15 protein-coding genes and 1 pseudogene are annotated in these 19,757 nt (G+C 44.9%); 4 read left to right on the top strand and 12 right to left on the bottom strand.

Annotation, left to right across the window (positions count from 1 at the left end; genetic code table 11):
• Nucleotides 1-242: 242 nt before the first annotated feature.
• The 7 genes and pseudogenes from OCV70_RS08900 to OCV70_RS08875 all read right to left on the bottom strand — a co-directional run bounded on the left by OCV70_RS08900 (nt 243) and on the right by OCV70_RS08875 (nt 6,847).
• Nucleotides 243-821, bottom strand: coding sequence for a hypothetical protein (locus tag OCV70_RS08900; protein ID WP_117855421.1), 579 nt, complete (start codon nt 819-821; stop codon nt 243-245).
• Nucleotides 822-1,132: 311 nt separating this feature from the next.
• Nucleotides 1,133-2,092 carry an RpnC/YadD family protein gene (locus OCV70_RS08895; protein WP_416795308.1) on the bottom strand — a complete coding sequence of 320 codons (960 nt, stop codon included), beginning with the start codon at nt 2,090-2,092 and terminating at the stop codon, nt 1,133-1,135.
• 246 nt (nt 2,093-2,338) lie between these two features.
• A pseudogene (locus tag OCV70_RS19705) lies at nt 2,339-2,548 on the bottom strand (DUF6783 domain-containing protein); the annotation flags it as partial.
• A gap of 67 nt (nt 2,549-2,615) precedes the next feature.
• Nucleotides 2,616-3,929, bottom strand: coding sequence for a PcsB-like coiled-coil domain-containing protein (locus OCV70_RS08890; RefSeq protein WP_117854570.1), 1,314 nt, complete (start codon nt 3,927-3,929; stop codon nt 2,616-2,618).
• A gap of 199 nt (nt 3,930-4,128) precedes the next feature.
• Nucleotides 4,129-4,401, bottom strand: a complete 273-nt coding sequence (spoVG, locus tag OCV70_RS08885) for a septation regulator SpoVG (RefSeq protein WP_021925982.1) — start codon at nt 4,399-4,401, stop codon at nt 4,129-4,131.
• Between the two features lie 53 nt (nt 4,402-4,454).
• A complete protein-coding gene (gene glgD / locus OCV70_RS08880; RefSeq protein WP_021925981.1) occupies nt 4,455-5,573 on the bottom strand; it encodes a glucose-1-phosphate adenylyltransferase subunit GlgD in 1,119 nt (372 codons plus the stop codon).
• On the bottom strand, nt 5,570-6,847 hold the full coding sequence (locus tag OCV70_RS08875; protein ID WP_117854572.1) for a glucose-1-phosphate adenylyltransferase: 1,278 nt from the start codon (nt 6,845-6,847) through the stop codon (nt 5,570-5,572). The genes glgD and OCV70_RS08875 overlap by 4 nt, the downstream gene beginning before the upstream one ends.
• Nucleotides 6,848-7,126: 279 nt before the next feature.
• Between OCV70_RS08875 and murC the strand changes: the two genes are divergently transcribed.
• The 4 genes from murC (at nt 7,127) to OCV70_RS08855 (ending at nt 12,213) form a co-directional block, all read left to right on the top strand.
• Nucleotides 7,127-8,506: a UDP-N-acetylmuramate--L-alanine ligase gene (gene murC / locus OCV70_RS08870; protein ID WP_262579632.1), complete on the top strand. Its 1,380-nt coding sequence runs from the start codon at nt 7,127-7,129 to the stop codon at nt 8,504-8,506.
• A gap of 381 nt (nt 8,507-8,887) precedes the next feature.
• Nucleotides 8,888-10,033, top strand: coding sequence for a DnaD domain protein (locus OCV70_RS08865; protein ID WP_021925978.1), 1,146 nt, complete (start codon nt 8,888-8,890; stop codon nt 10,031-10,033).
• 14 nt (nt 10,034-10,047) lie between these two features.
• Complete coding sequence (locus OCV70_RS08860; RefSeq protein WP_021925977.1) at nt 10,048-11,034, top strand: ATP-binding protein; 987 nt, start codon at nt 10,048-10,050, stop codon at nt 11,032-11,034.
• A 3-nt stretch (nt 11,035-11,037) separates the two neighbouring features.
• Entirely contained in the window at nt 11,038-12,213 is a 1,176-nt protein-coding gene (locus OCV70_RS08855) for a ribose-phosphate pyrophosphokinase (RefSeq protein ID WP_021925976.1), read from the top strand.
• Between the two features lie 149 nt (nt 12,214-12,362).
• On the opposite strand, the gene OCV70_RS08850 is transcribed toward OCV70_RS08855, so the two are convergent.
• The 5 genes from OCV70_RS08850 to galT all read right to left on the bottom strand — a co-directional run bounded on the left by OCV70_RS08850 (nt 12,363) and on the right by galT (nt 19,734).
• Nucleotides 12,363-13,895, bottom strand: a complete 1,533-nt coding sequence (locus OCV70_RS08850) for an AAA family ATPase (RefSeq protein WP_021925975.1) — start codon at nt 13,893-13,895, stop codon at nt 12,363-12,365.
• Between the two features lie 16 nt (nt 13,896-13,911).
• A complete protein-coding gene (locus OCV70_RS08845) occupies nt 13,912-14,964 on the bottom strand; it encodes a metallophosphoesterase family protein (protein WP_021925974.1) in 1,053 nt (350 codons plus the stop codon).
• Nucleotides 14,965-14,978: 14 nt separating this feature from the next.
• Nucleotides 14,979-16,370 carry an asparagine--tRNA ligase gene (gene asnS / locus OCV70_RS08840; protein WP_021925973.1) on the bottom strand — a complete coding sequence of 464 codons (1,392 nt, stop codon included), beginning with the start codon at nt 16,368-16,370 and terminating at the stop codon, nt 14,979-14,981.
• Nucleotides 16,371-16,563: 193 nt separating this feature from the next.
• Nucleotides 16,564-18,054: an InlB B-repeat-containing protein gene (locus tag OCV70_RS08835; protein ID WP_021925972.1), complete on the bottom strand. Its 1,491-nt coding sequence runs from the start codon at nt 18,052-18,054 to the stop codon at nt 16,564-16,566.
• Nucleotides 18,055-18,243: 189 nt separating this feature from the next.
• Nucleotides 18,244-19,734 carry a UDP-glucose--hexose-1-phosphate uridylyltransferase gene (gene galT / locus OCV70_RS08830; protein WP_021925971.1) on the bottom strand — a complete coding sequence of 497 codons (1,491 nt, stop codon included), beginning with the start codon at nt 19,732-19,734 and terminating at the stop codon, nt 18,244-18,246.
• Nucleotides 19,735-19,757 lie beyond the last annotated feature (23 nt).

The following is a 19,757-nucleotide window of genomic DNA, read 5'->3' as shown; positions in this document are numbered from 1 at the left end:
GCTCCAAGGACTCGGTACTGGCGACTTGCTAAGTCTTACCAGACTGGATTCCCACCAGTTATATATTTGGCACCGAACTGGCGCACACCTCCACCTTGTTCTATTTTAGCACAGTCCGGTCTCATTAGGAATAGAAAATATATTAAAGATATAAAAAAAGGAATGGTTCGTCGAAAATACCAACCATTCCCTGCGGTTTTGATTTACACTAGCTTGGACGTATACGTTCTAAATTTTACATATCATTGCTTTCTTTTCTTTCTCTCTTCATAAAGCCTTTTACGTTCTTCTCGCATTTTAGTTTTTTCTTCCAGTATACGCTCATATTCTTTTCTTTGCGCAAAATCTGTGTCAATAATAACATTCACGCCCCATTCTTTCAACTGATTCATAATTTGTTCTTTCTCTTTTTCATCATTAAAAATAACAAAAAACTGATCAAAAATGTTCAAGGAAAAATAAATTCTCTCGATTGTCGTCATTCGTTTGCCTTTTGAAGTCAATGCTTTATTAGAGAAAAAAATTCCTTCCCAACTTTCCCCCCTTACTACCCCAATGTCTCCATAAGTAATCACTTCGAGCTCTTTCCATTTAAAATTCCTTTTTACTCCAAACCAAGATACGCTTCCCCCTTCTTGATTTAGTTCTACCATTCTTAAATGTGGCAATATCGAGAAAATAACAACACCCATTAAAAGAATACAGCAAAATATTGTCGCCGGATTTTTCAGGCTAACTGGAGGCATAGCAAACGGAAAAAATGCCAGAGGAATAAACATAACTCCATCTGCAACAAATGGTTTTTTTGATAAAATTTTCATTCATACCTCCAATCTGAACTGCTTCTATACAGAACACACATTAGACAATCTATAGGTTTTTACATTTTTTGAAAACGCCGATATTTTTCTCAATCTTAATTCTCTGCCCCCAACTCTCATAACTACATCTTACAATGCCTTTTCCGCCCTTGTCAATATGACTCCAACCACCATTCTATCATTTCAAACCTACATATAAATTTCTATTTCAACAATTCTGAAATTGTTCAGTATTTCATAAAGTAAAACCAGGAAATCAACAGCATACAATACTGTGATTTCCTGGTTTGTAAACCTAAACACTTCAGTTTCTACTTATCTTGCATCAAAGCCAGTTTTTCTTTCAGAATCAAAAGCTCCCTTTCTGTATTATCCGCACGCATTTTTTCTGAATCAGCGCGCCTACGCTCTTTTTCTGTATTCTTCTGTTCCTCTTCTTTTCCAAGTTCTCTCCCGAGTTTTTCCCCAAGCTCTTTCCCCAATTGCTCGCCTAATTCTCTCCCGGCCTCGAATTCTTCTTTTCGTAAAATCTCTTCTTCCCATTCCCGGTCGTATTCAAATATACTCATTGCAACCACCTCAGCTTTATTCGCTAGGAGAAATTCCCGCAGAATTCCTTCCCGAATGCATTCTTCCACTGCTTTTTCTACCGCTTCATTTAAACTCAGCGTTTTCTTGTATGTTCTTACTTTTGATACGTACTGGGCATATTCTTTCAGGATCTGGCAGCTTTCCTTCAGTTTCTGGTTGTGACCTTCATTAATGTTAATTATCAGAACTTTTAGCTCCAGTGCAGGCTCTCCTCTGACTGTTTCATATGCATCGGACAAGCGATGTTCCATACATTCTCCGATCTTACGGTTCCCGTTGTAGAATACGATAAACTGCGGTGCGGGAATTTTCTGCTGTCTGCTGGAGTATAAAGAAATTCCTTTTTCTTTTATGTACTTCTCGTATTCCTTGGCTATGTACATCAGATCACGCAGCGGGATATTAGGATTGTACGTAGATTGATGCTCCCACAGAAATAAATCTAGATCCAGGATAAATGCCAGATCATTCTTCATACTCATATATATGGCATTCTCCAATGTTACAATCTCCAGCTTGTCACAATCGCTGTAATTTTTCCCGTTCAACGCATTATACAATGACAACAGATTTTTCTTATCCGAAAAAAGCATTCGAAAAATAGTATCCTTGTACTTCCTGTTTGCTACCGGGAAGATGCTCTGCTCCTCCTGCAATCCATTACCAGCTTGTAGTTCCATCATAATAGGTACTCCTTTCCCGGGAGACCTGAACACGCTTATTTCGAAATCTCCTGCTCTTAAATGTTTTTGGATTAAAAGCATAGATTTCTGAAATGTGTTTAGATAATACAAGATAGTGCCAACGCACTTTGATAATTGAAAGAAATATGCTTTATGTTTATCTTAGCACAGTCTGGGCTTTTTGGAAATAAAAAATATATTAAAAATATATAAAATAAATTTTATAATTCAATATTTCTCTTTTTACCTTCTTTCAAAAAAGCATACAAAAAAATGCCTAAATAAAAAAAGCCCCGCAAGGCTATATGTTTCAAATGATAAAAACATATCGCACCTGGCGGAGCTTGTTTGGGTTGTGTTAGAGCGTGCCCCCAAAAGGCTTTCTGCAAGATGTGCGTCACAATTTGTGGGAGATTTTGTCCGGATGAGGGTGCCGTAGCGGGCTACGGCAACTGAATTCGGGCAAAATATACCGCAAAGTGGGGCGTGCAGATTGCGGGAATGATTTTTCAAACAGACTCTAGTTCAGTCTGTAGACGTCTGCGCTTTGCAGTCCGAATGCAAGAGCTTCGGAGTGGCTGCCGCAGTAGATGTCAACGTGGCCGTAAGGGGTTCCAAGATCCTCTACGGTGTATACAGTTCCGTTGATCAGAAGCTGGGTTCCGAATGGTACGCCTGCCATGGCAACGGTTCTGCCTGCTGTAGGAACGGTTCCGCTGGCGGTAAGGTTTCCGGCGGTTCCGCAGCACTGTGCACAGTTGCAGTATGCGGTCAGAGTAAAGTTGCCAAGATAGGTTCCCTGAGAGGAAGAGCTGCTTCCGCTCTCGGATATACTTTCGGAATTATCTGTACTATCGGAAGACGCTGTGTAAGAGTCGTCAGAGGAATCCTCATAATCGCTGTAGGAATCATCGGATTCTGTGTAGTCACTGTCGGATTCACTGTAATCGCTATAGCCGTTATCTGCCTCACTGTAATCTTCCTCAGAAGACTCAGACTGACTGTTATCCTCTGCACTATCGTAATTTTCCTCAGAAGCACTTTCTGCCTGTACAGCAGCCGCTGCTGCCGCTTCCTCTGCCGCACGCTCCGCCTCAGCAGCCTGCATCAGACTGTAGATGCTGCTGTCTGCACTGCTGATCTGTGCGTTCAGAGCACTAATTTCGTCCTGGCTGGCACTGATCTGATAAATGTAGGACTGGATATTGTCGTTTGTATTAGCAGTGAGTACCAGAACCTCCTGCTGCTTGGCGGATTTCTCCGCAAGAAGGTCATTGATGGACTGTGCTTCCTCCTCAGCCTGCTCTTCCTGTGCCTTAATGTCAGCCTGAAGCTTCTTATATTTGTCCAGCATATCACGGTCATACTGGGAAATCTGTGCAATATTCTCGGCACGGTTCAAAAACTGCGCCAGATCCTGAGAGGATAAAAGCAGCTCCAGCATAGATGCACTGCCATTCTCATACATGTAAACAATACGCTTCTTCATATCCTCGTACTGCTTGTCGGATGTGGCCTTGGCCTCTTCAAGCTGTGCCTGAAGAGTTTTCAGCTCGTCCTCTTTCTCTGCTGCCTGGATTCCAAGCTCGGACACGCTGTTGGTAAGCTCTGTATACTGCGCATTCAGCTCTGCCAGATAGCTCTCAAGCTCCTGCTTCTTGCTCTCCAGGGATGCCATATTGGCCTGCTCCTGTGCCAGATCTGCCTGTGCGGCTTCCTTCTGGGCCTGTACGTCTGCAAGCTGCTCTTCTGTGGAAGATGCATATACAAAAGCAGGTGCGGATACGCTCATAATTCCTGTCAACAGTAACGCAAAAACTTTCTTAAATCTCATATATGTAAACACCTCATTATCTTTTTTCTAGGTTTAGTATAACACACTTTGTAATTATTGCAACACTTTATTTAAATTTCGTAACAATTGTGTAATATTTAAGAATTTTCCAAAATGTCATAAGTGCATTTACAGCATAAAAAAATCCCCGCATCTCCTGGATTTCTCCCAGAAATGCGGGGTGTAAAAACCTCTTGTATTATACCGCTGCTTCCTCAGCAGCAGCTTCCTGATACTTCTCGAGAATGATCGTCTGAATCTTGTCACGAGTGGAAGAATTGATGGGATGTGCAATATCCCGGTATTCTCCATCGGTTGCTTTGCGGCTTGGCATTGCGATGAAAAGTCCCTTCTCGCCCTCAATCACCTTGATGTCATGTACTACAAATTCTTCATCAATGGTGATGGAAACTACGGCTTTCATCTTTCCCTCCTTCGCAACCTTTCTCACCCGTACGTCTGTAATGTTCATTTTTGCTGCCCCTTTCCTCTCAACCGCTTCTGCTGCGGTTGAAGTCTTTTTTATTATAAGGTATATCTTTCGTTTTTCTCTACGACGATCTTCACTTCTCCTTCGCCGCTGTAATAAGAGTTGGCACGGATGGTATCCCTGCTCTCTACGATACAATTCTCGATATGTGTATTATCCCCCAGATACACATCGTTCAGGATTACGGAATTCTTAATTACACAGTTGTTTCCAACAAATACATCCTTAAACAGAACGGAATTCTCAACCACTCCGTTTACAATACAGCCGCTGGAGATCAGACTGTTCTTCACCACTGCGCCAGGGTTGTATTTGGCTGGCGGAAGGTCATCGATCTTGGTCTTGATTCCAGGCTCCTGCTTGAAGAAATAGTTGCGGATCTCCGGCTTCAGGAAATCCATGTTGGTCTTATAATAGGATTCCACAGTGGAAATATTGCTCCAGTAGCTGTCGATCTTGTAGCCATAGATTCGCTTCAGATTCTTGTAGCGAATGAGAATATCTTTTACAAAATCATTGCGACCTTCCTGGGCAGCTTTCTCGATAAGCTCGATCAGCTGTCTTCTTCGGATCACATAGATACCTGTGGAAATGGTGTTGTACGGGGAAACCATAGGCTTCTCCTCGAACTCCTCAATCCTGCAGTCCTCATTCATGCGAAGAACACCGAAACGCTCTACCTCGGACGGATCCGGGCATGTGGTGCACACAACGGTAATGTCAGCGCGTTTCGCAATGTGATATTCCAGAACCTTGTTGTAGTCCATCTTGTAAACGCAGTCACCGGAAGCGATTACAACGTAAGGTTCATGGCTGTTTTTCAAAAAACTTAAGTTCTGATAAATAGCATCTGCGGTTCCCTGATACCAGAAACCGTTTTCTTTGGTGATAGTAGGTGTAAATACGAAAAGACCGCCTTGCTTTCTTCCGAAATCCCACCACTTGGAGGAGCTTAAATGCTCATTCAGGGAACGGGCATTGTACTGGGTCAGTACTGCAACCTTCTGGATGCGGGAGTTTGCCATATTGCTAAGGGCAAAATCTATACTTCTATAGCTTCCGGCAATCGGCATTGCTGCAATTGCCCTCTTATCTGATAATTCTCTCATGCGGTTGTTATTACCGCCAGCTAAAATAATACCAATCGCTCTCATGCTTTGTCACCGTCCTTTGCTGCAATTACCTGTCCGCTTTCCAGAATGCCCTCCGGATAATCCTCCGCTTTGGTCACGCCGGAAACCGCCGTGTTCTTTCCAATCTTAACATTGTCCGGAATCACGGAGCCTTCTCCTATGGTCGCAATGCCAAATGCATATACAGCAGGCTTCAGCACATTTGGTGCTTCCTCGCCGCAGCCAAGAACCACGTTATTGCCGATGGTTACATCCTCTGCTACAATAGCCTTGTCCATGTCTACATTCTCGCCGATGGTTGTATTTCGCATAATAATGGAATTCTTAATTACGCTTCCTTTACCGATTACAACGTTCGGCCCGATTACAGAATTATGTATCTCGCCATAAATTTCAGAGCCCTCGCCGATCAGACATCTGTCCAGAACAGCCTCCTCGGAAATATACTGCGGCTGGATAATATCGCCTTTGGTGTAGATTTTCCAGAATTCCTCATAAAGATTGAACTCCGGAATAATATCGATAAGCTCCATATTTGCTTCCCAGTAGGAGCCAAGAGTTCCTACGTCTTTCCAGTAGCCGTTGTACTCATAAGCAAAAAGACGCTGTCCCTTTTCCTTACAGTATGGAAGAATGTGTTTACCAAAATCACAGCTTTGCTGATCCTTCAATGCATAAAGAGCTTCTTTAAGAACCGGCCAGCTGAAAATATAAATACCCATGGAAGCAAGATTGCTGCTTGGATGCTCCGGTTTCTCTTCAAATTCCGTTACGCGGAAGGTCTCATCTGTTACCATGATACCAAAACGGCTGGCTTCCTCAATAGGTACCGGCATACAGGCGATGGTCACATCTGCCTTGTTCGCCTTATGGAAGTCGAGCATAACCTCGTAATCCATCTTATATATATGATCTCCGGAAAGGATAAGCACATAATCAGGATTGTACTGCTCCATATACGCCATATTCTGGAAAATGGCATTGGCTGTTCCTGTGTACCACTCGCTGTTTGTGCTCTTCTCGTAAGGTGGAAGTACGGTTACGCCGCCTTCATTTCTGTCCAGGTCCCACGGAACACCGATACCGATATGGGTATTCAGTCTCAGAGGCTGATACTGTGTCAGAACTCCTACTGTATCAATTCCTGAATTAATACAGTTACTTAATGGAAAATCAATGATACGGTATTTTCCTCCAAAAGCTACTGCTGGTTTGGCCACTTTTTCTGTCAGTACCCCAAGTCTGCTGCCTTGGCCGCCGGCTAAGAGCATGGCAATCATTTCTTTTTTAATCATGCTATCACCTCTTGTTGTAGTTATGATTTATCATTATACCATACTTCTCCTGTTTAGTGAACATTTATTACAATTTTTTTGGTCTCATTTTACTTTTTTTATCGTTATTGTACATGTTTTTTCGACAGCATTCGAATTTGGCTTGTTGCTTTTGGATATTTTGTACAGGAAGAAAGAAATACTTTTCATTTTTCATGGTTCGGGGTATAATAAATGAAAATAAAAACGCAGTTTTCTCATTATGGGAAGCTGTCACATTCATTTTATGAGGAGATTAATATGTATCAGATAGACTTTCATAAACCGCTTCATATTCACTTTATCGGTATTGGCGGAATCAGCATGAGCGGACTTGCTGAGATCCTTCTGGGTGAGGAGTTCAAGGTATCCGGTTCTGATGCCAAGGAGAGCCCCCTTACGGATTCTCTTACGAAGAAGGGTGCACGTATTTTTTACGGACAGCGCGCTTCCAATATTACAGACGATGTAGAGCTTGTGGTTTACACTGCAGCCATCCATCCTGACAACCCGGAATACGCCTGCGCAGTGGAAAAAGGCATTCCTATGCTTACCCGAGCCCAGCTTCTTGGACAGATCATGCGTAACTACGACACACCGATCGCTGTTTCCGGAACTCATGGCAAAACTACCACTACCTCTATGATTTCCCAGATTCTTCTGGAGGCAGACGCAGATCCTACCATCAGCGTTGGCGGAATCCTTCCGTCCATCGGGGGAAATATCCGAGTAGGACAGTCTGAGACCTTTGTCACAGAGGCTTGCGAGTATACCAACAGCTTTTTAAGCTTTTTCCCGAAGATCAGCATTATCCTGAACATTGACGCAGACCATCTGGACTTTTTCAAGGATATTGACGACATCCGTCATTCCTTCCGCAAATTTGCCCAGCTGCTGCCATCTGACGGAGCCCTGATCATCAATGCGGACACACCTCGCTATGAGGAAATTATCGAAGGACTTCCCTGCAAGGTCATTACATACGGCCTGGAACACGACGCACAGTATCAGGCTGCTGATATCACCTATGACAAATACGGTCACGCTTCCTTCACCGTTATGAAGGATGGTAAGAAAGCCGGAAGCTTCTATCTGAAGGTTCCGGGCAGCCACAATGTTTCCAATGCACTGGCTGCGATTGCACTGGCACAGCTTCTTCAGATCCCGGACGAGGTTACCGTGAAGGGACTTGGAAGCTTCACAGGTACAGACCGCCGTTTCCAGTACAAGGGTGAAGTGGCAGGCGTTACCATTGTGGATGATTATGCACATCATCCCACAGAGATCCAGGCAACCTTAAACGCAGCACACAATTATCCCCACAAGAAGCTGTGGTGCGTTTTTCAGCCGCACACTTATACTCGTACCAAGGCACTTCTTCCAGAGTTTGCCGAGGCACTTACCCTGGCTGACCATGTAGTTCTGGCTGACATTTATGCGGCAAGAGAAACCGATACTCTTGGAATTTCTTCCGAGGATCTTCAGGCGAAGATTAAAGAGCTGGGTACTCCATGCGAATACTTCCCTACCTTTGACGAGATCGAGACTTATCTTCTGAACAACTGCGCTCCTGGAGATCTGCTGATCACAATGGGTGCCGGAGATGTTGTGAAAATCGGGGAGCAGCTGCTTGGCAAATAAGATTTGTACGGTATTTCGCCGGTTCCAGCAATAAAATATAAAAATGTTATCCACATCAAAAGAAGCTTGTATTTGCAAGCTTCTTTTTAGTTATCCACATTATCCACATGCTTATGCACATTTTCACATTGTGCTGCATGTGGATTCTTTTGTGCATAATCCACTTAACATAATATTACGACAGAGTTCGACACGAATTGCTATTTTTCTTTATTTTTCAAGAGGTTACAGGTTTCCCATAAACATTATGCGCAACTTGATTTCCACATTATCCACATTATCCACACTGTAATCCACACACATTCCGGCGGAAAAATATTCTATTCTCTTTTAAAAAAGGTTGTGCTATAATGCAGACAACAACCGCAAGGAGAATATCACATGATCACGTTACATAGTACAGAGGCAAATGATGTCACTGTTTTATCCAATGTTTTTATCGACCGTTTTATGCCAAGAGCAGGCGGCGAATTTGTAAAAGTATATATTTATCTGCTGCGCATGCTTGGCAGCCCCCAGGAAGCCTTCGGGCTTTCCCAGATGGCAGATTCTCTGCTTTGTACAGAAGGTGATATTCTCCGTGCACTGAAATACTGGGAGAATGAGAAACTGGTTTCTCTTATATATGAAGGAAATGCGCTGACGGGGATTACACTTCTGACACCGCGGAACAAGGCAGATGAAATTTCTGTAAATGCAGAGCAGGATTTCCCTGTCCAGGAAAATCCTCTGTCAAATTTAGAGAATGCGGCTGCTGTCTCATCACAGGACACTGCATTCCCGGTCCCTGACAGAACTGGATCTTCTTCCTCTTCACCCGCTCCTTCCAAGCCCCTTTCCGAGAGCAGGCATCTTACCCCGGACCGGGTGAAGGAGCTGAAGCAGAACGAAGATATTGTCCAGCTGCTTTACATTGCGGAGCAGTATCTGGGCAAGACCCTTACCCCTACGGAGACCCGCAAGATCCTGTTTTTCTATGATGAGCTGCATATGTCTGTGGATCTTATTGATTATCTGATCGAGTACTGTGTGGGACGGGATCACCGCAGCATCCGTTATATTGAGACCGTAGCCATGGCATGGAAGGAGGAGGGAATCACAACCGTAGAAATGGCCAAGGATTCCACCTCCCGCTACAGCAAAGAATATTTCACCGTTCTCAAAGCCATGGGAATTACCAACCGCAATCCTGCCGACACAGAGATTGCCCTGATCAACACCTGGACCAAAGAGTACGGCTTTACCATGGACCTGATCCAGGAGGCCTGTTCCCGCACGGTTCTTCAGACCGGACAGCCCAGCTTCCCATATGCAGACAAGATCCTGCAAAGCTGGAGTAAGAAGAAGATCCGTACCCTGGAGGATGTACGCCTTCAGGATGCCCAGCACCAGAAGCGCAAGCTGGAAAAGGCAGCCAAGACACCAGCTCCGCTGCCAAAGGCCACCAACCGCTTCAATAATTTCCACCAGCGGGATTACGATTTCGCAGAATACGAGAAGAAGCTCCTGAATAACAGCACCAACTAGAAGGAGAAATTTACATGCCTTTACAGAATTACCAGTACGATACCATTATGCGTGAATATAATCGAAGACAGGCCCAGAACCGCCGCATTCAGGAGGAACACCAGGCAGAGGCCTACGAGAAGATTCCCCGCCTTCGGGAGATTGACGAGGAGGTTGCCACCTTAAGCGCAAGGAAGGTCCGTGCCCTGATCAACCGCCAGGAGAGCGGCATCGATGATCTGCGCAATGATATCGCCCTTCTTTCCCAGGAGAGGACTGCTCTTTTGCTTTCTTCTGGCTATCCGGCGGATTATCTGGAGATGCCCTGCACCTGTCCCATCTGCCAGGATACGGGATATGTAGGCAGCCAGAAATGCTCCTGTTTCAAAAAAGCAGAGATCGAACTTCTGTATACCCAGTCAAATTTGAAAGAAATTCTTGAAAAAGAGAACTTTGACCACTTTTCATTTGCCTTTTATTCTGATACAATAACAAATGATTCAACGGGGCTCACAGAACGCGAGACCGCCCGCCGTGCTTACAATCTTGCGAAGGACTTTGTTGCTGGCTTTGACAATACCTTTGAGAATCTGTTTTTCTACGGCGATACCGGTGTGGGCAAGACCTTTCTTTCCCACTGTATTGCGCATGAGCTTCTGGAGAGTGCACACTGCGTGCTGTATTTTTCCGCATTTGATCTTTTTGATTTTCTTGCGGGCTCTGCATTTTCCAGGAAGAATGATACTCCCGATGATGAACTGATTTTTGACTGTGACCTGCTGATCATTGATGACCTTGGAACGGAGCTGACCAACAGCTTTGTATCCTCACAGCTTTTCCTGTGCATCAATGAGCGGATCATGCGCAAAAAATCCACGATTATTTCCACAAACCTGAAACTGGAAGATTTCTCAGCTACGTATTCTGAGAGAACCTTTTCCCGCATTGCCAGCAATTACCGCATGACCAAACTTGTGGGAAAGGACATCCGCATTCAGAAAATTTTTTTAGGAGGAAAGTAAAGAATGGCACAAGAAGAATTGACTACACTTCCCGTCGGAAGGCTGGGATTAGTTCCTTTGGAAAGCTGCAAGAGTTTAGGACAGAAGGTGGACGAATGGCTTGTACAGTGGCGTAAGGAACGTGAGCATTCAGAAACAGATTCTTTCGCCTTTGAAGGATACAAAAGAGATTCCTATGTGGTAAAGGTTCAGAACCCAAGATTTGGCTCCGGCGAGGGCAAATGCGTTGTTACCGAGTCTGTGCGAGGCGACGATATTTATGTTCTTGTAGATGTATGCAATTACAATATCTCTTACCCCATCGGCAAATACACCAACCTGATGTCTCCTGACGATCATTATCAGGATCTGAAGCGTGTAATTGCAGCAATCGGAGGCAAGGCCCGCCGTGTAAACGTAATCATGCCTTATCTCTATGAGGGACGCCAGAGCAAGCGTATCGGAAGAGAGTCACTTGACTGTGCTACTTCCCTCCATGAACTTATCAATATGGGTGTGGAGAACATCATCACCTTCGATGCACATGACCCGCAGATCCAGAACGCTACACCGCTTCACGGATTTGAGACTGTGCATCCGTCTTACCAGTTTATCAAAGCTCTTCTGAAGAACGAGCAGGGACTTCACATTGACAATGAGCACTTTATGATCATCAGCCCGGATGAGGGAAGCATGAACCGTGCTATTTATCTTGCCAATATCCTTGGAGTCGATATGGGTATGTACTACAAGCGCCTTGACTATTCCAAGAATGTAGACGGCAGACATCCTATCGCCGCTTATGAATTCCTTGGACCAAATGTAGCAGGCAAAGATCTGATTCTCATCGACGATATGATTTCTTCTGGCGAGACTATTCTGAAGATTGCTTCTCTTCTGAAAGAAAGAGGTGCAGGCAAAATTTATCTGTGCTCCACATTTGGACTGTTTACCGACAGCCTTAAGAAATTTGACGAGGCACATGAGGCAGGGGTATTTGACAAACTTCTTACCACTAACCTGGTTTACCAGCCGGAGGAGCTGCTTGCGAAGCCGTATTATATCTCCTGCGATATGAGCAAATATATTGCGCTGATCATTGATACCCTGAATCATGATATGTCTGTCAGCCATCTGCTGAACCCGGTTGACCGAATTAAGCGCTGCGTAAAAAATTATATGGCTCAGTATGAGAAATAAGCTGTTATGTCAGGAGCAACGGGGATTTGGTTTCTGATATCGTAAGAGATAATTAGATTTGAAATCGTTTAAGGCTGAAGTTTTATCAGATAGTGATAAAGCCTCAGCCTTATTTTTCGTGACGGAAACGGGAAAGGCTTTGTTTCCTGTCACATTTTCGTATATTCAATGTGCTCTAGAAGTTCTGTGATTTTAGCATTGTCGGTTCTTATAAATATCTGTCCTGGCTGTTTTTTCAGCCATTTAAGAGCGGACAGTATTTGTTCTTCCGGGCAGCCGCTCCAGAGATCATCCAGCATTACAGGCAGTGTGGTCTTCGCAGCAAGCAGCTCTCCTGCTGCCATACGGATGGCGAAGTAAACCAGCTTCATATCAGCCAGGCTGAATTTCCCCAGTTCTGCCTGACCCTGTTCCGTATCGAGCATAATGTGCTGCTGGTTGTCGCGGAAAACTTCTATGAATTTACCATCCGTCAGCTCTCTTAAGATTCTGGAAGCACGTATGCGGATCTTCCTGCCGCTCTCCCTGTAAATATCCCCGGACAGCGTCCCGATGGTCTCCATTGCAAGATTCAGCGCCTGGATCTCAAGATCCTCAGACCTTGGCAGTGCCGTCTCCGTCTCGTATTCCTGGTAATCCTTCTGAATATTGGTAAAAGCAGTCAGCATCTCATTATAATTTTCATCAAGATCCTCCTGACTGAATTTCAGCTTGTCCTGATGAACCTGCATGCGGGCTTTTTTCTTCTTTTGCTTTGCAAGTTCGCTGCGCAGCCTTCTCCTCACGGAAAAAGAGTAGATGATGGCAATCACAGCGGCAGCCACGCAAACATCCATTCCAACTCTGGACATTTCATCTCCCATCTGGAAGTGTCCCACAAGACCTACAATTCCAACCACAGCTGCGATTACAGCAACTGCAATCATCTCCAGATTTTTCTTTTCCGTTGTACGGATCTGCTCGCCCAGAAGAGTCTCCTCTTCCCTGCTGGCAGAAGAATAGATTTCTGTCTGCTGCTGTGCAACCTGACCTTTCCTGTCCCGGAGCTCATCTAACTGGGATTCCAGTTCTTCCAGTCTGGCGGACATTTTATCCTGCTGGCGCTGTACGTCCTTCTGCCAGCGCTCCTTCTGGCTTAAATAGCCCTTTCTCCACATCTTCAGCATCTGGTCCGCTCTGCCAAGCTGCATGCTGCTGTCCCAGGATTTCTCCAGAGCGCCCAGATAATTGTGAAGCTCTCTTGCAAAATCCGCGGCGGAAGTGCCCTTCAGGGCTTTTACATCTGCTGCATTCTCATATAATTTCTCACTGAGCTTTCCAAAAATCAAGTGGGCAGGAGTGTCTGAGCCTAGTTCCAGAACATTCTCGTTCTCCTGGCAGAAAAGCTGGCAGACGTAGGTCTCTTTTCCAAAATCACGAGTCAGGCGGTAATTTTTCCCATGGTCCTCAAACCAGAGAATTCCACCGTATTCCTGGCCTTGTTCTGGCTGATACCGGGTATAAAGATCGTTTTCACAGCCTTTTCCATACGGGTCTGAAAATCCGAAAAACATGATTTTGATAAAATCAAAAAGGATTTCTCGTTCTTCTTCAGCACAGATCAGGTTCAATCCAGGAGCAAATTCCATTGTACGGTTATAAATGGCACCAAAATTATTGATTGTTATGCGATTTAAGATCATTTATGTGTTCCTCTGTTCATACGCTTGTTTCCAGCAAAGCCTGAAGGCCGTAATACATGGCCTTCTCTTCCACTGTGTTCCTGTTTTTCCCCTGGAAATAGCTGATGTAGTCACCGATCAGGGTACCTGCATACTGCCGCTGCAAAGCTTCCAGATCATAGGCAGGAACCGTCTCATCCAGAACCTCCGTGATATTTCCAAAAGCTTTCAGACGCTCGGGGATCAGAAGAAGCTCGGGCTTTCTTTTTCCCTGAAGGATCACGCGGTAGATATTCAGACCGCCTCTTTTAAAGAGCTCTTCTTTCAGGTTATCCTCAAGGGAAAGCTGTGTGCTTTCGGTATTCACATTCAAAAGAAGCTGCTGGTAGGTCCGCATGGAAAATGGAACAAAGCTGGTCTTTATTCTGCCATTCTCAGCCCGGCCTTCTATATATCCATGCTCTCCGAAATCATTTGGCTTAAGAGGTTCCGGGGCACCGCTGTAAAGGGCTCTATCCCGTATGAGAACCCTAGGCGCATGCGTGTGTCCCAGGGCAGCATAGTCAAAGCCTGCGGCAGCAAGCTTCGCTGCATCAAGGGGACAGTGCTGACGGTCTCCGCCGTGGGCCAGAAGGATATGGATTCCTTCCTTATTTTCCGGACGGATGCCAGCATACAGATCCTCTGTGATTACGGGATGCTCGTAGCTCATGCCATATACATACACATCCAGCTTCTCATCCTTCACACAGGCAACCTTCTCTTTTGCAAAAAACACAACATTGGAAGCCCAGGAAAAGGTTCTGTAAAAAGAGTCTATTTTCATGTAATCCTGATCCCCAGCCATAAGATAAACCCTGGTTTTCGGGATGGATGCAAACAGTTCATTGACTTCCTTCAGTTCGCTTAAAAGGGGCTGGCGGTGAAACAGATCTCCGGCTATAAATAACAAATCCACCGGATTCTCACGGATACCCGTAATAACCCGGCGGAATGTTTCCCAGATTTCATTCTCCCGCTTCTCGCTCCACGGGCAGCCTCTGTCAGGGACTGCCCCAAGATTTACGTCTGCAAGATGAATAAATCTCATTCTTCTACCTCATTTTATAAATCGCAGTTGTTAACTGTTCTCGGGAACGGGATTACGTCGCGGATGTTGCCCATTCCTGTCAGATACATAACGCAACGCTCAAAGCCAAGGCCGTATCCGGAATGGCGTGTGGAACCATATTTACGAAGATCAAGATAGAAATCATAATCCTCTTCTTTCAGTCCAAGCTCATCCATACGTGCTTTCAGTTTGCCGTAGTCGTCCTCTCTCTGGCTTCCTCCGATAATCTCACCGATTCCAGGAACAAGGCAGTCCATGGCAGCTACTGTCTTTCCATCCTCGTTCATCTTCATGTAGAATGCTTTGATTTCCTTCGGATAGTCTGTAACGAAAATCGGTTTCTTAAAGATCTGCTCGGTCAGATAGCGCTCATGCTCTGTCTGCAGGTCACATCCCCAGGATACCTTGTAGTCAAACTTATCGTTGTTTTTCTCAAGAAGCTTGATTGCCTCTGTGTAGGTAACACGTCCGAACTCAGAGTTGGCAACATGGTTCAGACGGTCCAGAAGTCCCTTGTCTACGAAGGAATTGAAGAAGTTCATCTCTTCTGGAGCATTCTCAAGTACATAGCGGATCACATATTTCAGCATGGACTCTGCAAGGTTCATGTTATCCTCGAGGTCAGCGAATGCACACTCTGGCTCGATCATCCAGAACTCAGCTGCATGACGTGTGGTGTTGGAGTTCTCTGCACGGAATGTAGGTCCGAATGTGTATACATTGCGGAATGCCTGTGCAAAGGTCTCGCAGTTCAGCTGACCGCTTACTGTCAGGTTGGTCTCCTTGCCGAAGAAGTCCTTGGAATAATCGATGTTTCCCTTCTCATCGGTAGGGATGTTATTCAGATCCATAGTCGTAACCTGGAACATCTCTCCAGCACCCTCACAGTCGCTTCCTGTGATAAGCGGTGTGTGTACATAGACAAATCCTCTCTCCTGGAAGAACTTATGGATTGCATATGCACAAAGGGAACGTACACGGAACACAGCCTGGAAGGTATTTGTTCTGGAACGAAGGTGTGTGATCGTTCTTAAGTATTCAAGGCTGTGACGTTTCTTCTGAAGAGGATAATCCGGTGCGGAAGCGCCCTCTACTGAAATTTCTGTGGCCTGGATCTCGAATGGCTGCTTCGCCTGAGGTGTAGCTACCAGAGTTCCTTTTACAATAATTGCTGCGCCTACATTCAGTTTGGAAATCTCAGCAAAATTATCCATTGTATCGTGGTAAACGACCTGAAGGGTCTCAAAATATGTTCCATCATGGAGAACAACAAATCCAAAAGTCTTGGAATCACGAACGCTTCGTACCCAGCCGCCTACAGTAATCTCCTGGTCCAGGTATTTCTCCCGTTCTCTGTAAATCTCTTTTACTGTTGTAAGTTTCATAATCTGCTCCTCTTTCTCCTCATTTTTCCAAACACTCGTTTCTCTATAGTATAGACTATTCCTCTTCTTCGCGCAAGGTTATTTTCACAAAAAGAAGACCGCAGATTTCTGCCGGAACTGCTGTTTCCCGGCATGATCATCCTGGTCTTCTTTGGTTCATTGCTTCGTGTTCTCTTGAATTCGTATTCTCTTGTTAGTGCTCGCTTAGATAGTCAAGACAATACTTGAATATCCGCTTATAGGTCTTGGTGGTGTAGTGGAGACCATCATCTACGGTAACATCCACGCCGCCAGCACCGCGATTGGTGCCAAATCCTGTGTTAAGCAGGTAGGAATAGGTATCAATGTAGGTATAGGTTCCATTCAGTCCCGCACTCACAACTGTGTTGAACTTACGCACAACCTCCTCTGTTCTCAGCTTGTTAAAGCCACGTACCTGGATTACCTTGCTGTTAACCGGATTCACTGACATGAAGAACAGCTTGCAGTTCTTTTTCTGCAGCTCTCCGGCAATCTGCTTAAGATACGTTACATAATTATACATCTGCCCCGGATCGTTTACACCCAGATTGAAGATGACTGCTGTCGGTCTCTGTACGGAATAGTAGGCCTGTGCCTTAGAAAGAATACTGTTCATTCCAGTCTCTTTCAGCCAGCTAAGTCCCTGCCCTTCCTGGCACACGAAATCGATATCCTGCAGAACATTGGAATCTGTGCCGAACTGTCTCTGCAGGGTCAGCTGCATGCGCACGGTTCTGGAATCACCCACGAATATGATATGATTATATCCTCTGCTGGTGCTTCCGTTTCCCATTCTCCATCCGCTGCTTGCAAGCAGATCAGAAGAACTTAGCTCTTCTTCTGCTGACCGGTTAAATACTACTGCGTATAATTTCACGTTTCCATTTACAGTAATGGATTCTCCCGCTTCATAACGCGGGGCAACACACTTGCCAGGCTGATAATCCCAGCCCATAAATGTATATCCGGAAGCGTTGCTTACGGAAGGAAGCTTATAAGAAGTTCCGGATCTGACGCTTATGGTCTTATAAACGGCTCCATTGTTCTTGCAAAGCGTTACTGTAGCATTCTTTTTATAAACAGCATAAAGCCTCTGCGATTTCTTGATCCGTATCTTCTTGCCGACTGCATAATTTGCACGGGAAGCATTCTTGCTGGTGCTCCATCCCAGAACCTCATATCCGCTCTTAGCCGGAACGGACGGCAGTGTCAGGTAATCATTCTTGGTAACCGTCGTCTTCAGCTTGGCAAAAGCTGTACTGGAGGAACCATTGCTGTTATAAAATGCAACTGTATAAGTTCCTACTTTTTTGCGGACTGCATACAGACTTAAATTCTTCTTCAAAGTGATCGTCTGACCAGCTTTGTAGGTGATCTTCGTCGCATTCTTTCTGGTAGACCATCCAAGATTCTGATACCCCTTGACAGATGGAACGGACGGCAACTTAATTCTCTTTCCCGCTGTGGTCTTGATCCGAAGCTGATTGTAAACAGGCCTGCCGTTTGTATTCCAGAATCTGGCTACTACATTGGTGGTTGCAGCCTGTACATTATAGGTACCTCCACCGGATCTGCCGCTTCCTGTCAGGCTTCCGTACCATACCAGCGCTGCCAGCAGCAGAACCCAGAAAATCCTTTGCTTTCTTTTATGCTTATCTCTCATAGACACTCCTCTGCTCCATAAATCTGTTTCCGTCACAATGTACACAAAGTGAATCGTTGCTTTTCTATTTCCTGTTGGCTTTAGTATAACGGAAATTCCTTTTTCTTTCAACCAAAATCCAACATGTTTTGTAGTTTTGTTACATTTTTGTTACTTATATGTTGCAAAAGAGCTGTTTCCCATCAAGATTTACAGTGCCTGAACAAATCTCATGAAGGCTTCTCTGCCCTCTTCCGTGCATTTGTATACACCTGCATCTTCCAGGACATGTACAAATACATTTCCCACTTCTTTGTGCAGAATTTCTTCAATGTTATCTTTGTTCAGATGATCGTATTTTGGAAGGAAGCCTTTTACCCAGTCCGCATGCTTCTCAATCTTCTCATTGGAGGAAATATCCTTACCTTCCAGAATGTACTCTGCAAGCAGCTCCAGTTCCTCTTTCAGTCTTGCAGGAAGAACCGCAAGTCCCATAACCTCGATCAGACCGATGTTCTCCTTCTTAATATGATGATACTCTGCATGAGGATGATATACGCCCAGCGGATTCTCCTCTGTAGTGATGTTGTTTCTTAATGTAAGATCCAGCTCGAACATGTCACCTCTTTTACGTGCGATCGGAGTGATGGTGTTGTGCGGTTCTCCGTCTGTTTCTGCATAAATAAATGCAGCCTCATCGGTGTAGCCTCTCCATACCTCCAGCACATGAGTGGCAAGATCCACCAGTCTCTTCTCATCCTTGTGGCGGATACGAAGAACGGAAAGCGGCCATTTTACAATTCCAGCTTCCACATCCTCATAGCCCGGAATCGTTACCGGCTTCTCGATTTCTGCTTTTGCCATAGCAAAGGTATAATGTCCGCCCTGGAAATGATCGTGGCTTAAAATGGAGCCTCCAACAATCGGAAGATCCGCATTGGAGCCAAGGAAGTAATGAGGAAACAGCTTCACGAAATCAAATAGCTTGATAAATGTGTTTCTCTCAATCTTCATCGGAGTATGCCTGCAGTTAAATACAATACAGTGCTCATTGTAATATACATATGGAGAATACTGCATTCCCCACGAGCTGTCATTGATGGTGAGCGGAATGATTCTGTGATTCTCTCTTGCCGGATGGTTGGCGCGTCCTGCATATCCCTCATTCTCCGGGCAAAGAAGGCATTTCGGATAGCTGCTGGATTTAATCAGCTTGGCTGCTGCAATGGCTTTTGGATCCTTCTCCGGCTTAGAAAGGTTGATGGTGATATCCATGGTTCCATAAGGAGAATCTACGGTCCACTTCTGATCCTTCTTTACACGATAGCGGCGGATGTAGTCACTGTCCTGGCTTAATTTATAGAAATAATCAGTCGCTTCTTCCGGGGATTCCTTATATTTTTCCCAGAAAGTGTTCTGAACCTGAGCAGGACGAGGCATAAGACAGTTCATCAGCCTAGTATCAAACAAGTCTCTGTAAACTACGCTGTCCTGAATCAGGCCGCGTTCTACAGCTTCGTCAAGAAGTTCCTTCAGAACCTCTTCCAGATTAATATTGGAGTATTCCTCTTCCGGTTCTGTGTACTCGTCTTCCTTAAAAACATCAAGCAGAAGATTTGTTGTGTAATTTTTCTCGCAGGCAGGAGTCAGTCCTGTCTCAATTCCGTACTGTACCAGTTTTTTGATGTTTTCGCTTAACATTTTTCTGTCCTTTCCTGTTGCTT

The organism is Blautia acetigignens (assembly GCF_025566865.1).
GTDB classification, from domain to species: domain Bacteria; phylum Bacillota; class Clostridia; order Lachnospirales; family Lachnospiraceae; genus Blautia_A; species Blautia_A acetigignens.
This window is presented reverse-complemented; position numbering and strand designations above follow the sequence as displayed.